The following is a 14,526-nucleotide window of genomic DNA, read 5'->3' as shown; positions in this document are numbered from 1 at the left end:
GCCATGCTTCTCAGGATCTTCACCGAACCGCAGCAAGGCGCCTCGTACGACGACCTCCTGGCGGTCGCCCGCAAGACCGAGGAGAACGGGTTCGACGCGTTCTTCCGCTCCGACCACTACCTCGCCATGGGCGACCGCGACGGCCTCCCCGGGCCGACCGACTCCTGGATCACTCTCGCCGGCCTCGCCCGCGAGACCAGCACCATCAAGCTCGGCACGCTCGTCAGCTCCGCGACGTTCCGCAACCCCGGCGTGTTGGCGATCTCGGTCGCGCAGGTCGACCAGATGAGCGGCGGCCGTGCCGAGCTGGGCCTCGGCGCCGGCTGGTTCGAGGCAGAGCACAAGGCGTACGGCCTGACCTTCCCGGCGATGAAGGACCGCTTCGACATCCTGTCCGAGCAGCTCGAGCTGATCACCGGCCTGTGGGACACGCCGGTGGGGGACAAGTACGAGTTCGCCGGCAAGCACTACCAGATCACCGACTCGCCGGCCCTGCCGAAGCCGGTCCAGCAGCACCCGCCGATCATCATCGGCGGCAGCGGCAAGAAGCGCACGCCGGCCCTCGCCGCGAAGTACGCCGCCGAGTTCAACGCCAACTTCTGCTCGGTCGAAGCCGCTGGCGAGCTGTACAAGCGCGTCCAGGCTGCGTGCGACGAGGTCGGCCGCGACGCGAAGACGCTTGCCCTGTCCACGGCGCACACCGTTGTGGTCGGCAAGGACGACGCCGAGGTGAAGAAGCGCGCCGACGCCATCGGCCGCGACGTCGACGACCTGAAGGCGAACAGCATCGCCGGTACGCCGGCCGAGGTGGTCGACCGGCTGGGCCAGTTCGCGGCTGTCGGCTCGCAACGCCAGTACGTGCAGATCATGGATCTGCACGACCTGGATCACCTGGATCTGATCGCAGCCGAGGTTCTTCCACAGGTTTCGTAGGGCCTCACGGAATTGGCTCGATGTCGTGTATCTTGATGTCGAGAGAGTTTCTGGACCGAGGTTAGGGCGACCTGACCTCGCGTCCGGGCGGCGCGCTGGGCAGGATGGGCCTGAGCGAACAAGGACTGACAGAGGAGCGGGTTGATGGCGAGCGTCGACAGCTTCGGTGCCAAGGGGGCACTCGAGGTCAACGGGCAGTCGTACGAGATCTTCAGGTTGGCGGGTATCGAGGGTGCGGACACGCTGCCGTACTCCTTGAAGGTCCTGCTGGAGAACCTGCTGCGCACCGAGGACGGCGCGAACATCACCGCCGAGCACATCGGCAAGCTCGGCAACTGGGACCAGAACGCGGCCCCGGACACCGAGATCCAGTTCACCCCGGCCCGGGTGATCATGCAGGACTTCACCGGAGTCCCGTGCATCGTCGACCTGGCCACGATGCGCGAGGCGGTCGGCGAGCTCGGCGGCGACCCGAGCAAGATCAACCCGCTGGCGCCGGCCGAGCTGGTCATCGACCACTCGGTCATCACCGATGTCTTCGGCCGCGCGGACGCGTTCGAGCGCAACGTCGAGTTCGAGTACCAGCGCAACGGCGAGCGGTACCAGTTCCTCCGCTGGGGCCAGACCGCGTTCGACGACTTCAAGGTCGTCCCACCGGGCACCGGCATTGTGCACCAGGTGAACATCGAGCACCTCGCCCGCACCGTCATGGTGCGTGACGGCGTCGCCTACCCCGACACCTGTGTCGGCACCGACAGCCACACCACGATGGTGAACGGGCTCGGCGTGCTCGGCTGGGGCGTCGGCGGGATCGAGGCCGAGGCGGCCATGCTCGGCCAGCCCGTCTCGATGCTGATCCCGAAGGTCGTCGGCTTCAAGCTGACCGGCTCGGTCCCGGCCGGCGCCACCGCGACCGACGTGGTGCTCACCATCACCCAGCAGCTGCGCAAGCACGGCGTGGTCGGCAAGTTCGTCGAGTTCTACGGCGAGGGCGTCGCGGCCGTGCCGCTGGCGAACCGCGCCACGATCGGCAACATGAGCCCGGAGTTCGGCTCCACCTGCGCGATCTTCCCGATCGACGACGTCACCCTGGAGTACCTGCGGCTGACCGGCCGCAGCGACCAGGACGTCGCGCTGGTCGAGGCGTATGCCAAGGAGCAGGGCCTGTGGCACGACCAGTCGGTCGAGCCGCGCTTCTCGGAGTACCTCGAGCTGGACCTGTCGACGGTCGTGCCGTCGATCGCCGGCCCGAAGCGGCCGCAGGACCGGATCGAGCTGAGCAAGGCCAAGGAGTCGTTCCGCGGCGTGCTGCCCGACTACGCGACCGAGGAGAAGGACGTCGACCCGTCGGAGACCGGGAGCTTCCCGGCCAGCGACGCGCCGAACGGACACGGCGACGTCGACGACAACCCGCACGAGGTCCACGCCGGCACGGACCGCCCCTCGAAGAAGACCAAGGTCTCGCTCGAAGGCCAGGAGATCGAGCTCGACCACGGCCACGTCGTGATCGCGAGCATCACCTCCTGCACCAACACGTCGAACCCGTCGGTCATGCTGGCCGCCGCGCTGCTGGCGAAGAACGCGGTCGACAAGGGCCTCGCGTCGAAGCCGTGGGTGAAGACCTCGCTGGCGCCCGGGTCGAAGGTCGTGACCGACTACTACGACAAGGCCGGCGTCACGCCGTACCTGGAGAAGCTCGGCTTCCACCTGGTCGGCTACGGCTGCACGACGTGCATCGGCAACTCGGGCCCGCTGCCCGAGCCGATCTCGGCCGGCGTGCAGGAGGCCGACCTGGCCGTCGTCTCGGTGCTGTCCGGCAACCGGAACTTCGAGGGCCGGATCAACCCGGACGTGAAGATGAACTACCTGGCGAGCCCGCCGCTGGTGATCGCGTACGCGCTGGCCGGCACGATGGACTTCGACTTCGAGACCGATGCCCTGGGCAAGGACCAGGACGGGAACGACGTGTTCCTGCGCGACATCTGGCCGGCCGCGGACGAGGTCGAGCGGACGATCGCGAGCTCGATCAACAAGGAGATGTTCGCCAAGGACTACGCCGACGTGTTCGCCGGCGACGAGCGCTGGCAGTCGCTGCCGACGCCGGAGGGCAAGACGTTCGCGTGGGACGCCGAGTCGACGTACGTGCGGAAGCCTCCGTACTTCGAGGGCATGGCGAAGGACCCGTCGCCGGTCGCCGACATCGCGGGCGCCCGCGTGCTGGCCAAGCTGGGCGACTCGGTCACCACCGACCACATCTCCCCGGCCGGCTCGATCAAGGCCGACAGCCCCGCGGGTTCGTACCTGGCCGACCACGGGGTCGACCGCAAGGACTTCAACTCCTACGGTTCGCGTCGCGGCAACCACGAGGTGATGATCCGCGGCACGTTCGCGAACATCCGGCTGCGCAACCAGATCGCACCGGGCACCGAGGGCGGCTTCACCCGCGACTTCACCAAGGACGACGCGCCGGTCACCACGATCTACGACGCCGCCCAGGCGTACGCCGAGGCCGGGACCCCGCTGGTGATCCTGGCCGGCAAGGAGTACGGCTCTGGCTCGTCGCGTGACTGGGCCGCCAAGGGTACAGCGCTGCTCGGTGCGAAGGCCGTCATCACGGAGTCCTTCGAGCGCATCCACCGGTCGAACCTGATCGGCATGGGCGTGCTGCCGCTGCAGTACCCGGAGGGCGAGACCGCGGAGTCGCTCGGCCTGACCGGCGAGGAGACGTTCGACATCACGGGCGTGACCGCGCTGAACGACGGCGACATCCCGCAGACCGTGCAGGTGACGGTGACGGGTGCGGACGGGTCGAAGAAGGAGTTCGACGCGGTCGTCCGGATCGACACGCCAGGTGAGGCCGACTACTACCGCAACGGCGGCATCCTGCAGTACGTGCTGCGTTCCCTGATCGCGAGCTGACGGCCGTCGACGGGGGCTGGGGCGTCGTCGACTGCCCCAGCACCCCCCGGCGGCTGCTGGACCCGTTTGTCCTGGTCGCCGAGTCGTGGCGAAGGGCTGGGGCTTGGAAGCGCGAGTCGTGGATCGAGGCGATTTTTCAGAGCCGGATTCCACGACTCGACGAGCAGGCTCCGGAATTGTCGGAGCTGCGGGGTTGTATGGGGTTATGACTAGGGATGCGCCGCGAGAGGTTGTGCGGGCCGCTTGTGCGGAGTACGGCGAGGACGCCGTGATCGACTGGTGCGTCGCGTTTCTGACGGGGGAGGTCTCGGGCGAGGCGGCGTACGGGGCTGAGTTGCCGAAGTTGGTCGCGATCACCGGGTCGGACAATCCGGGTGGGTGGAAGCAGCCTGTTGATCCGGTGAACTACTACTGGATCCGGGTCTGGGCGGCCCGGGTGTTTCTGTACGTGTGGCGCGACGACGTGGTCGACGCGTTGCGGGTCGCTGCGGTCGATCCCGCGTGGCGGGTCCGCGAGCACGTCGCCCGGATCACGGCGCAGCGTGAGCTCGGCCAGCTCGTCGACGCGCTGCTCCCGATGCTCGAGCACGAGTTGCCGCGCGTGCGGGCGGCCGCCGTCCGAGCGGTCGGGGCGGCGGGGGAGTTCGAGCACGCGGACGCCATCCGGCCGTTGGCCGACGACCCTGACCACACCGTGCGCGCCGCCGTCGAGCGTGCGCTCGAAAAGCTGGAGGCCCGCCTTGACCGACCCGTCCGCTGAGCGCACCGACCGAGCCGATCACGCCGACCATGCCGACGATGCCAACGATGCCGATCGCGCGGCTCATGCTGTTGGCCGGATCTCTGCGCGGCGCGCGACGCCGGACGACGGCGCGTCGGTTGGCGAGGTTCACGCCGCCTCGTGGGGTGCCGCGTACGCGCCGCTGTTTCCGGCGGAGGTCGCCCGGGAGGGGATCGAGAGCCGGCTGACCCGTTGGCATGCGCGGATCGCGGAGGGCAATGGGCTGATCATGCTCGGGCTCGTCGGCGACCGCCCGCTGGCTTTTTCCTGGTCGGAGCCGTCGGAGACCCGCGCCGGCCTGGCGGAGATCCACAGCTTCTACACCCACCCCGACGGCTGGGGGAGCGGCGTCTCGATCGCTCTCATGCAGGCCACCTTGCGCCAACTACGCGCCGACGGCTTTGACCGAGTCCACCTCTGGACGCTGCGAGACACCCCACAGTCACGTCGCTTCTACACCAAGTGCGGCTTCACGGAGACCGGCGCCACCCAGACCCGCGACTTCGGCGACGGCAACCCACTGCCACAGGTGGAGTACGAGCTAACCGGCGAGGGCAGCGCGTAGCTTCCCGGCGTACTCCTCGGCCTCGGCATCGTCGGCGTACTTCGTCCGCGGCCAGAAGAAGCCACGCAGTCCGTCACCCTTCGTTCGAGGTACGACGTGGACGTGCAGGTGCGGCACCGACTGGGACACGACGTTGTTGACGGCAACGAACGAGCCCTGCGCGTCGAATGCCGTACGGACGGCGTCGGCTACCGATCGGGCCGCACCGAACAGCGGCATCATCACCTCGTCCGACATCTCGACCATCGTCGGGACATGGGCGCGCGGCACGATCAGCGTGTGGCCCTTGAACACCGGCCGGATGTCCAGGAACCCGACGACCTCCGGCGTGTCCAGGACGAGCTGCGCAGGCGTCGTACCGGCAATGATGGAACAGAAGAGACAGTCCGCCATACCGTCAACCTAGCTTCTCGTCGACGAAGCACCAGCGCCACGTCTCGCCCGGCTCGAAGCTGCGCATCACCGGGTGCTTCGTGTCGGCGTTGTGCTTGCTGGCGTGCTTCATCACCGACGAGTCGCAGCACCCGACATGACCGCAGCCGAGACACAGCCGCAGGTGGACCCACGTCCCGCCGTCGGCCAGGCACTCCTCGCAGCCGTCCGGGGTGTTCGGCGTGACGACCAGCGGCGCCTCGTCGAGGTGCTCGCACGCTCCACCCGGCATCACCTTCGGCCGGAGGTCCTCCGAGCGACCGCCGACATCGTCGTCCTCGTCGCGGTCCAGGATCGACTCCTCGATGTCTAGCGCGTTCTGAGCCCGCTGCAGCACCTCGTCGGCGACCAGACCCGCGTCGCGGACCTTCAGGATGTGGGTGCGTTCGGCCTCGAGCATCGCGATCCGCAACCGCCGGTAGGCCTCGCTCGGCGTCTCGTACTCCGTCTCCGGCCGCCCGAGCCGCTCCCACGCGGCCTGGGCTCGGGCCTCGCCCCGCTGCCGCAGTACGTCGAGCACGGCCGGCGGGTCGGACGGCGTCGAGACCTCCTCGAGCTTCTCGATCGCGGCCCGGTGCGCCCCCTGCAGTACGGCGGCCTCCTGCAGCGCGTCCTCCGCCGGATCCGGTCCGGGCAACCGCAACCGCCGTACCAGCCAGGGCAGGGTCGACCCTTGGACGAGCAGCGTGCCGGCGGTGACGGTCAGGGCGATGAAGACGAGGACTTCGCGATGCCGGGTGTTCTCGGGCAGCGTGAAGACGGCCGCCAGCGTGACCACACCCCGCATCCCGGCCCACGACACCACGATCAGCGCGCCCCGCGAAACAGGGCCGGGGCGCGACGGACCGAGGAAGCGCCGGGACAGCACGGTCGTCGGGATGATCCAGATCGGCCGCAGCAGCACCACGGCGAGGAACACCGCGATCGTCGATGTCGCGATCAACCACGCCGGCAGCGGGCTCGCGCTCAGGTCGTCGAGGATCCACCGCGTCTGCAGACCGATCAGCAGGAACACCGTGTTCTCGAGCAGGAACTGGAACGTGCGCCAGTTGGTCCGCTCCGACATCCGCGACTTGGCCGACTGGATGATCGGCGCCTTGTGGCCGAGCAGCAGCCCGGTGACGACGACCGAGAGGACTCCCGACGCTTGCACGGTGTGGTTCTCGGCCGCGATGTAGGCGATGAACGGCGCGGTCAGGCTGAGGGTGGTGTCGAGGACCGGATCGGTGAACCGGCGGCGGATCTTCGCCAGGACGAACGCCACCGCGAGGCCGATGACCACACCACCGCCGGCCGCGCGGAGGAAGTCCAGGCTGACGGGCAGGACGGTCGGCGCCACGATCGCCGCGCCGACCGCCGTACGCAGGCAGACCAGCGCGGTCGCGTCGTTCATCAGGCTCTCGCCCTCGAGGATCGTGACGACGCGGCGGGGGAGGCCGACCCGTTTGGCGATCGCGGTCGCGGCGACCGCGTCGGGTGGCGCCACGACCGCGCCGATCGCGAACGCGGCCCACAACGGCAGCGGCTTCTGACCGATCGACTCCGCGACCTGACCGAGCAGGCACCACGCGACCAGACCGACGCCGAGTGTGGTGAACGCGACCAGACCGACCGACAGCAGACCGATGGACCGCCGGTGCTTGGTGAAGTCGACCAGGCTGGTCTTGATCGCGGCCGAGTAGAGCAGCGGCGGCAGGAAGCCGACCAGGACGACCTCGGGCGAGAGTTCGATCCGGGGGATGAACGGCAGGTACGAGACGGCGATCCCGATGACCACCAACAGCAGGGGAGCCGAGATCCCTATCCGCCGCGCCAGCGCGGCACCGGCCGCGACGACGGCGACGAGGGCTACGACCTCGATCGCGATATGCACGCGCACAGTGTCGCAGCGGACGAGCGTTTCCGCCCATCGGTTCGCGCACGGCTGAGCGCGGGGTCTGGTCTGTTGGGAGACGGTCCTCTAGCGTGTGAGCAGCCGATCACCAGGAGTCACTGATGCGTCGTCGTGTTCTTGCTTTGGCGGGTGTGATTGCTCTGCTGTTGTCGCCCGTGGTCCCGGCCGCGGCATCCACCACTGTGACCAACGGGTGCGTCGCCTCGGTGCCAGAGCCGGGTACGACGACGCCGGTGCGGATCTGCTACTCGCTCTTCAGACCCGCGACTGCCTCCGCGCAGCACACCGTGCCGTTGATCTTCCACAGTCACGGGTGGGGCGGGAGCCGGACGACGGATCCCGCAGCGTTCAAGGACTGGCTCGACGCGGGCTTCGGCGTACTGAGCTTCGACCAGCGCAGCTTCGGCGAGAGTACGGGCGTCGCGCACGTGATGAACCCGGACTACGAGGGCCGCGACGTCGTGAAGCTCGTCGACCTGGTCGCCGGCCTCGACTGGGTGACGAAGCAACGACCGGGCGATCCGCTGATCGGGGCGATCGGCGGGTCGTACGGCGGCGGGTACCAGTTCGCCGGTGCGTTCACCGAGCTCCGCGACAGCGGCCGGACCCGGTTCGACGCGCTCGCTCCGGAGATCACCTGGTGGGACCTCAAGCAGAGCCTCGCGCCGCAGGAGGCGGCTCGGACCATGTGGCTGTCGATCCTGTTCGTAGGTGGCGGCAGCCATCTGCCGCCGGCGGTGTCGGCCGCCTTCGTAGCGCTGATCGCGACCGGCGCCTGGCCGGCGGGGAAGGCCGGCCGCGACCTCGACGCGTTCTTCGCGCACAACGGACCCGCCTGGCACGTCCAGCAAGGCCGCGAGCTCGACCTCCCGGTCCTGTTCGGTCAGGGCATCTCCGACAACCTCTTCAACCTGAACCAGGGGCTCGCGAACTTCGACCACGCGCTCACGGCTCGAGCACGGGCGCGCTCGATCTTCGTCGGCTACAACGGCGGTCATACGCTGCCGAGCGTCGTACCGCCCGGGTATGCGACCGCCGGCGACGCCTGCTCGATCGCCCTGGGATCACCGAACTTCGCCGCGCTCTCGATCCGCTTCATGCAGCTGCAGCTGTTGCACAAGTCGACCGGTCTGACCGGCTTCGGTACGTACCACCTGTCGACCGCCGACGGTCGTTGCCTCACGCAACGGAGCCTGACGCCGAACAAGAGCTACCGGCTCGGCAAGATCGTCGTCCCCACCGGCGTCGGCCTGCCGGTGAACCTGCCGATCGCGAAGGGGCCGCTGACCGTGGCGGGTACGCCGGCGTTGACCGCTCGTGTCTACACGGTGATCCCGCAGTCCGCGGCGTACTTCGCGCTGAGTGTCGGCAAGAGCCCGTTGACCGCGAAGATCGTGCAGAACAACACGATGCCGCTGCGTGAGAAGCACCCGGCGCGGGGAGTGTCGCGCACGATCGAGCTGCCGGCGATCGCGGTCGACGTACCGGCCGGTCAGAACCTGTACCTCACCGTCGCGCCGGTCGCCGACATGTACGCCGGGCAGCGCGGGCCGCTGCCGGGGGTGATGATGCTCAAGGACGGCACGCTGACCCTGCACTCGATACGGTGAGGGGATGTCAACAGTCACCGAGACGTTCGAGTACGGCGGCGGTCGGCAAGTCACGGCGTACGTCCCGGCCGATCCACCCCAGGCGGTCGTGTACGCGGGCGACGGCCAACTGATCTCGCAGTGGGGCGAGTTCCTCAACGCGGCTCCCGATGTACCGCCGACACTGCTCGTCGCGACGCATCGCGTGGACGACGAGATGGAGCGCCTCCACGAGTATTCGCCTGGGTTCGAGCCGGAGCGGTTCGCCGCGCACGAGGAATTCTTCGTGGAGGATGTCCGGTCGTGGGTGCGGGAGCGCTTCGAGGTCGCGCTGCCCTCGGAACGTACGGCGGTCTTCGGCGTCTCGGCGAGTGCGGAGCTTGCGCTCGCTGTCGGGCTCCGCCACCCGGATGTCTACGGCGCGATCTTCTGCGCGTCGCCCGGCGGGGGCTACCAGCCGCCCGGCGACATGGGGAGCTTGCTGCCACGCGCGTACTTCGTGGGCGGCACCGAGGAGGAGTGGTTCCTCGAGAACGCGGCCCGCTGGGCGGACGCGCTCCGTGACGCCAAGGCGGACGTCGTACTGACCGAGCGGGCCGGATCGCACGGCGATGACTTCTGGCGCCGGGAACTCCCGCTGATGGCGGCCTGGGCCTTCGGCTAGCGAATCTTGTCGAGGTACGTCTTGTAGACGGTCAGGAACGGCTCGTCGGTGGACACCGCTTGCGCCAGCCAGTCGCAGGTCTCGCGCGCGGTGGCAATCACGTCGGCCGGATACCCGTACTGCACCTGGTGCTCGGCGAACTCGTCCTCGTCGTCGATGAACACGGTCCCGTCCCGGCGCTTGATCACGTCCAGATCGAGATCGATCATCGTCAGCACGTCATCGGAGAACTCCACCGGCGTGGTGATGTCCGCATAGATCTCGGTGTACCGCGGCTCGTCGTTGAAGATCGCCGTGAACCACTTGTCTCGCGGAAACAGCTGCACATGAGCCTGCTCCTGCGTCACCACCGGCTCATCCCCCCGCTGCGACACCGACCCGGCCGGCGCCCCCAGCCACACGCCGTACTCGTCCTCGCCCAAATACCGCATCCACTGATGCCAGTGCAGCTTCTCGTCGTACTTGCGGTACACCACCCGGACATCACGCATAACCCCAACCTATCGGCCGAGAGGTGCGCCACCCCGCCGCACCAAGAGCCACCGCCGCCGGACTCGCACGTCGGCGTCGGGTCAGTCTTCCTCGTCGCGTGGCTCGTCGGATGGCGCTTGCAGGTTTATGCAACTTTGCGGTGGGGAGTGGACCGGTCGCGTAATGCGACCGAGCATGGTGTGGTGCCGGCCGAAGCCCGGCGCGCGTGATCGGCCCTTGTCGGCTCAGGGGGGCTCCTAGCCGACGGGGGCCGGTTGCTGCCTCGGGGCCGTTCGAGGCGGGCGGGGAAGGCGCACAGCACCGCGCAGAACTACATGCTGCGGATGAGTTCCAGGTAGGGCTTGTAGGCGGCGGTGAAGGGTTCTGTGGTGGTGATGGTGGCGGCCAGGTGGTTGCAGGTGGCCTGGGCGGTCGCTATTACCTGGGGTGGGTAGTTGTAGCGGACCTGGTGGGCGTGGAATTCGTCTTCGTCCATGACGTGGACGGTGCCGTCCCGCAGCAACCGGATGTCGAGGTCCAGGTCGACCAGGGTGACGGAGTCGACGCCGAACTCGGCCGGCATGGTGATGTCGCAGTAGATGGCGGTCTGGTGCGGCTCGTCGTTGAACAAGGCACTCCACCACTGCCCGCGAGGAAACAGCCGGACCCGGTGATGGTCGATGGTCTTCCAGCTGCCGTCGGCGCGCTGGCCCTGGGTGCCGGGGAGGGAGCCGACCCACAGGCCGTACTCGTCCTCGCCGAGGCGGATCGCCTCGACCAGGCGATGCGGCTGTCCGTCGTACTTCTGGAACAGGGTCCTCACCAGGTCCATAGCGATGACTCTAAGTGAGACGCACACCACGCCGAACCAGCGACTCCCGGGAAGCGTCTTGGAGTGTGAGATTGCCCAACATCTGCCCGGACCCCGCCCAGCGGCCCGTTACCGAGTTCGGATTCCGGGGGACGCGAGCATAGACTCAAGCATTCGAGGAAGACCTGCGGGAGGAGCTCGATGCGCGTGCTGGAGACGGTAGGAGGTCCGGCGGACCTCAAGAAGCTGACTGGTCAGCAGCTCACCGATCTCGCGGCGGAGATCCGCGACGTGCTGGTCGAGACCGTGTCCCGGACCGGGGGCCACCTCGGTCCGAACCTGGGGATGGTCGAGATCACCCTGGCGATGCACCGCGTCTTCGACTCGCCCCGCGACCGCCTGCTCTTCGACGTCGGCCACCAGGCCTACGTGCACAAACTGATCACCGGCCGCGCTCCGAGGTTCGACACGCTCCGTCAGCAGGACGGCCTGTCCGGGTACCCGAGCCACGCCGAGTCCGAGCACGACATCATCGAGAACAGCCACGCCTCGACCGCCCTGTCGTACGCCGACGGCCTCGCCAAGGCGTACCGCCTGCGCGACGAGGACCGCCACGTCGTCGCGCTGATCGGCGACGGCGGCCTGACCGGCGGCATGGCCTGGGAGGCGCTGAACAACATCGCCGCCGCCAAGGACCTCAAGCTGGTCATCATCGTCAACGACAACGGCCGGTCGTACAGCGACACGGTCGGCGGCCTGGCTACCCACCTGACCACCCTGCGCACCAACCCGCGCTACGAGAAGGTCCTCGACCTGATCAAGAAGAACCTCGGCCGGACGCCGTACGTCGGCCCGCCGATGTACGAGGTGCTGCACGGGATCAAGAAGGGCCTGAAGGACATGCTCGCCCCGCAGGGCATGTTCGAGGACCTCGGCCTCAAGTACGTCGGACCGGTGGCCGGCCACGACCGCGAGGCCATGGAGGACGCGCTCCGCAGCGCGAAGGCGTTCGGCGGACCGGTGATCGTGCACGCCGTCACCAAGAAGGGCTTCGGCTACGCGGCCGCCGAGCAGGACGAGGAGGACAACTTCCACCAGATCCGCCCGGCCAACAAGCCGCGCGGCTGGACGGATGTCTTCTCCGACGAGCTGGTCAAGATCGGCCACCGCCGCCCGGACGTGGTCGCGGTCACGGCGGCGATGTTGCACCCGACCGGTCTGGCCAACTTCGCCGACGAGTTCCCGGACCGCACGTTCGACGTCGGGATCGCGGAGCAGCACGCGGTGACGAGCGCGGCCGGTCTCGCGATGGGCGGCCTGCACCCGGTCGTCGCCATCTACGCGACGTTCCTCAACCGCGCCTTCGACCAGGTCCTGATGGACGTCGCGCTGCACAAGTGCGGCGTCACCTTCGCGCTCGACCGCGCGGGCGTGACCGGTGACGACGGCCCGAGCCACAACGGCATGTGGGACATGTCGATCCTGCAGGTCGTCCCTGGCCTCCGGCTGGCCGCGCCGCGCGACGGCAAGCGCGTGCAGGAGCTCCTCAACGAGGCCGTCGAGGTGGACGACGCCCCGACCGTACTGCGGTACTCGAAGGGCGAGGTGTGCCCGGACATCGAGGCGATCGACCGGGTCGGTCAGGTCGACGTGCTGAAGCGATCCGGCCATGACGTGTTGCTGGTCGGCATCGGCGCGATGGCGGCGACCGCGATGGACGTCGCGCAGCGTCTGGAAGCGCACGGCTTCGGTGTCACCGTCGTCGACCCGCGCTGGGTGAAGCCGGTCGCGCCCGAGCTCGTCGAGCTGGCCGAGAGCTTCAGGCTGGTCGCCACGATCGAGGACAACGGCCGCGCCGGTGGCTGCGGTGCGATGATCGCGCAGGCCGTCCGAGACGCCGGCATCGAGACGCCGGTCCGTGATTTCGGCATCCCGCAGGAGTTCCTGCCGCACGCCAAACGTCCCGCGGTACTGCAAGAGATCGGGCTGACCGGGCAGGAGCTGGCGCGCGAGATCACCGAGCTGCTGTCGGAGCACCACGGCGATGCCCTCACCGAGCCGGACCCGGCGGCCGACCGCCCGGGCAACGCCTAGGCACCTCACCGACCAGGACCAGGACGCCGGACCGTGGTTGAGGCAGGGCGGCACAGCCGCCGCGCGAAAGCGCGACGGTCCACACGGGTCTGGCCGATCCTGCTGTCATTGGCTCTGATCGCCGCCGCGGTTGCGGGCGGTCTTGCACTGCACCGCTCGAGCCAGCGCGCCGACGGCGCCGCGGACGGCGTGGCCAGCACGGCGAACGTCGACCTCGCTGCCCGGAGCGCAGCCGTCGACGTGGTGCTGAAGCGGCGCGCACAGGCCGTTCTGGCCGGCAGCGAGAAGGACTTCGTCGCCGACGTCGACCCCGCCAACACCCGGCTGGTCGCGAGCCAGAAGACCCTGTTCACGAACCTCCGCCAGTTCGGCTTCGCCAAGCTCGCGTACCAGCAGCTGGCGCAGCAGTACGACGACCGCATCGTGCGGAAGGACGGCCCGTCGACGTACCTGGTCGCCGTCGCGATGACGTACCAGATCCGCGGCATCGACCTGGTCCCGGTCCGCGCGATGCTCGGCTACACATTCACCCAGCGTTCGAACGGCGCCTGGATGCTCGTGTCCGACTCCGACCTCGACAAGCGCCTCCCGCGTGGTTCGCACCAGGAGGCGTGGGACACCGGCCCGGTCCTGGTCAAGCGGGCGCCACGTGTGCTCGTGGTCGTCGAGAAGGGCCAGGACGCGCTCGCGGCCAAGCTGGTCACGATGTCGGCCAGCGCCGTGCAGGCCGTGACCAAGAGCTGGCCCGGCGGCTGGAAGGGCTCCGGCGTGGTGATCGCGCTCGACGACAAGATCGTTCGCGGCGCCGACTACACCCAGCCGATGAACGCCGAGGACGCGATCGCGATGGCGACCTGGGTGTACCGCACGCTGCCCGGCGAGGTCACCGGCGCGGGGGAGCGGGCCGACTCCTACGTCGTCATCAACCCGAACAACCGCACCAAGGTCGACGCGCGCACGCTCGCCCACGAGTTCACCCACGTCGCGACCGCGCCGTACGGTCCGTACGCCCCGCGCTGGCTGGTGGAGGGCGCCGCGACGTACGTCGAGTTCCTGCCGATGGCCGGGCAGACCAAGCTGGCGATCTCGCAGTACCGGCAGGACGTGCGCACGAAGCACCTCGCGAAGGCGAAGAGCCTGCCCGTCGACGCGACGTTCTTCGAGCAGGCCGACAGCTCGTACCCGCTGTCCTGGCTCGCGCTCGACTACCTGTTCACGCGGTACGGCGGGACCGAGGTCGGCACGCTGTACCGCGAGATGGCGTCGATGGGGTCGACCCAGAAGGAACGCGACCGGATCATGCTCGAGCACCTCGGCATGACCGAGACGGGACTTTTCGCCGCCCTGAAGGCTGCCGCGGCAGCGTAAAGCGC

Annotated in this window: 12 protein-coding genes; 8 read left to right on the top strand and 4 right to left on the bottom strand. The window is 68.7% G+C overall.

Annotated elements, in window-relative coordinates; translation table 11 throughout:
• Nucleotides 1–3: 3 nt before the first annotated feature.
• The 4 genes from ACIA58_RS11515 to ACIA58_RS11500 all read left to right on the top strand — a co-directional run bounded on the left by ACIA58_RS11515 (nt 4) and on the right by ACIA58_RS11500 (nt 5,198).
• Nucleotides 4–933, top strand: a complete 930-nt coding sequence (locus ACIA58_RS11515) for an LLM class F420-dependent oxidoreductase (RefSeq protein WP_396403552.1) — start codon at nt 4–6, stop codon at nt 931–933.
• Between the two features lie 144 nt (nt 934–1,077).
• Nucleotides 1,078–3,852 carry an aconitate hydratase AcnA gene (gene acnA / locus ACIA58_RS11510; protein WP_396403551.1) on the top strand — a complete coding sequence of 925 codons (2,775 nt, stop codon included), beginning with the start codon at nt 1,078–1,080 and terminating at the stop codon, nt 3,850–3,852.
• Nucleotides 3,853–4,057: 205 nt separating this feature from the next.
• A complete protein-coding gene (locus tag ACIA58_RS11505) occupies nt 4,058–4,612 on the top strand; it encodes a HEAT repeat domain-containing protein (protein ID WP_396403550.1) in 555 nt (184 codons plus the stop codon).
• On the top strand, nt 4,593–5,198 hold the full coding sequence (locus tag ACIA58_RS11500) for a GNAT family N-acetyltransferase (protein ID WP_396403549.1): 606 nt from the start codon (nt 4,593–4,595) through the stop codon (nt 5,196–5,198). Before ACIA58_RS11505 ends, ACIA58_RS11500 begins: the two co-directional genes overlap by 20 nt.
• Here ACIA58_RS11500 and ACIA58_RS11495 read toward each other — a convergent pair.
• Complete coding sequence (locus ACIA58_RS11495; RefSeq protein WP_396403548.1) at nt 5,175–5,591, bottom strand: HIT family protein; 417 nt, start codon at nt 5,589–5,591, stop codon at nt 5,175–5,177. The two genes, ACIA58_RS11500 and ACIA58_RS11495, sit on opposite strands and share 24 nt — an antisense overlap.
• Before the next feature lie 4 nt (nt 5,592–5,595).
• Nucleotides 5,596–7,503, bottom strand: a complete 1,908-nt coding sequence (locus ACIA58_RS11490) for a Na+/H+ antiporter (protein ID WP_396403547.1) — start codon at nt 7,501–7,503, stop codon at nt 5,596–5,598.
• A gap of 122 nt (nt 7,504–7,625) precedes the next feature.
• Between ACIA58_RS11490 and ACIA58_RS11485 the strand changes: the two genes are divergently transcribed.
• Together ACIA58_RS11485 and ACIA58_RS11480 are read left to right on the top strand one after the other, a co-directional pair.
• Nucleotides 7,626–9,134 (top strand): CocE/NonD family hydrolase, encoded by a 1,509-nt coding sequence (locus ACIA58_RS11485; protein WP_396403546.1) that lies wholly within the window; start codon nt 7,626–7,628, stop codon nt 9,132–9,134.
• 4 nt (nt 9,135–9,138) lie between these two features.
• Nucleotides 9,139–9,777: an alpha/beta hydrolase gene (locus tag ACIA58_RS11480; protein ID WP_396403545.1), complete on the top strand. Its 639-nt coding sequence runs from the start codon at nt 9,139–9,141 to the stop codon at nt 9,775–9,777.
• On the opposite strand, the gene ACIA58_RS11475 is transcribed toward ACIA58_RS11480, so the two are convergent.
• Nucleotides 9,774–10,268 (bottom strand): DUF402 domain-containing protein, encoded by a 495-nt coding sequence (locus ACIA58_RS11475; protein WP_396403544.1) that lies wholly within the window; start codon nt 10,266–10,268, stop codon nt 9,774–9,776. The genes ACIA58_RS11480 and ACIA58_RS11475 overlap by 4 nt on opposite strands.
• Nucleotides 10,269–10,579: 311 nt before the next feature.
• The gene (locus ACIA58_RS11470; protein WP_396403543.1) at nt 10,580–11,080 is read right to left on the bottom strand and encodes a DUF402 domain-containing protein; all 501 of its coding nucleotides are present in this window, start codon (nt 11,078–11,080) and stop codon (nt 10,580–10,582) included.
• 180 nt (nt 11,081–11,260) lie between these two features.
• On the opposite strand from ACIA58_RS11470, the gene dxs reads away from it, so the two are divergent.
• Both dxs and ACIA58_RS11460 read left to right on the top strand, forming a co-directional pair.
• Nucleotides 11,261–13,153, top strand: a complete 1,893-nt coding sequence (gene dxs, locus ACIA58_RS11465) for a 1-deoxy-D-xylulose-5-phosphate synthase (RefSeq protein ID WP_396403542.1) — start codon at nt 11,261–11,263, stop codon at nt 13,151–13,153.
• 33 nt (nt 13,154–13,186) lie between these two features.
• A complete protein-coding gene (locus ACIA58_RS11460; protein ID WP_396403541.1) occupies nt 13,187–14,521 on the top strand; it encodes a hypothetical protein in 1,335 nt (444 codons plus the stop codon).
• Nucleotides 14,522–14,526: the final 5 nt, after the last annotated feature.

The organism is Kribbella sp. NPDC051586 (assembly GCF_044453965.1).
Classification (GTDB): Bacteria; Actinomycetota; Actinomycetes; order Propionibacteriales; family Kribbellaceae; genus Kribbella.
The sequence above is the reverse complement of the archived record's forward strand: the minus strand, read 5'-3'. Positions and strand labels throughout refer to the sequence as shown.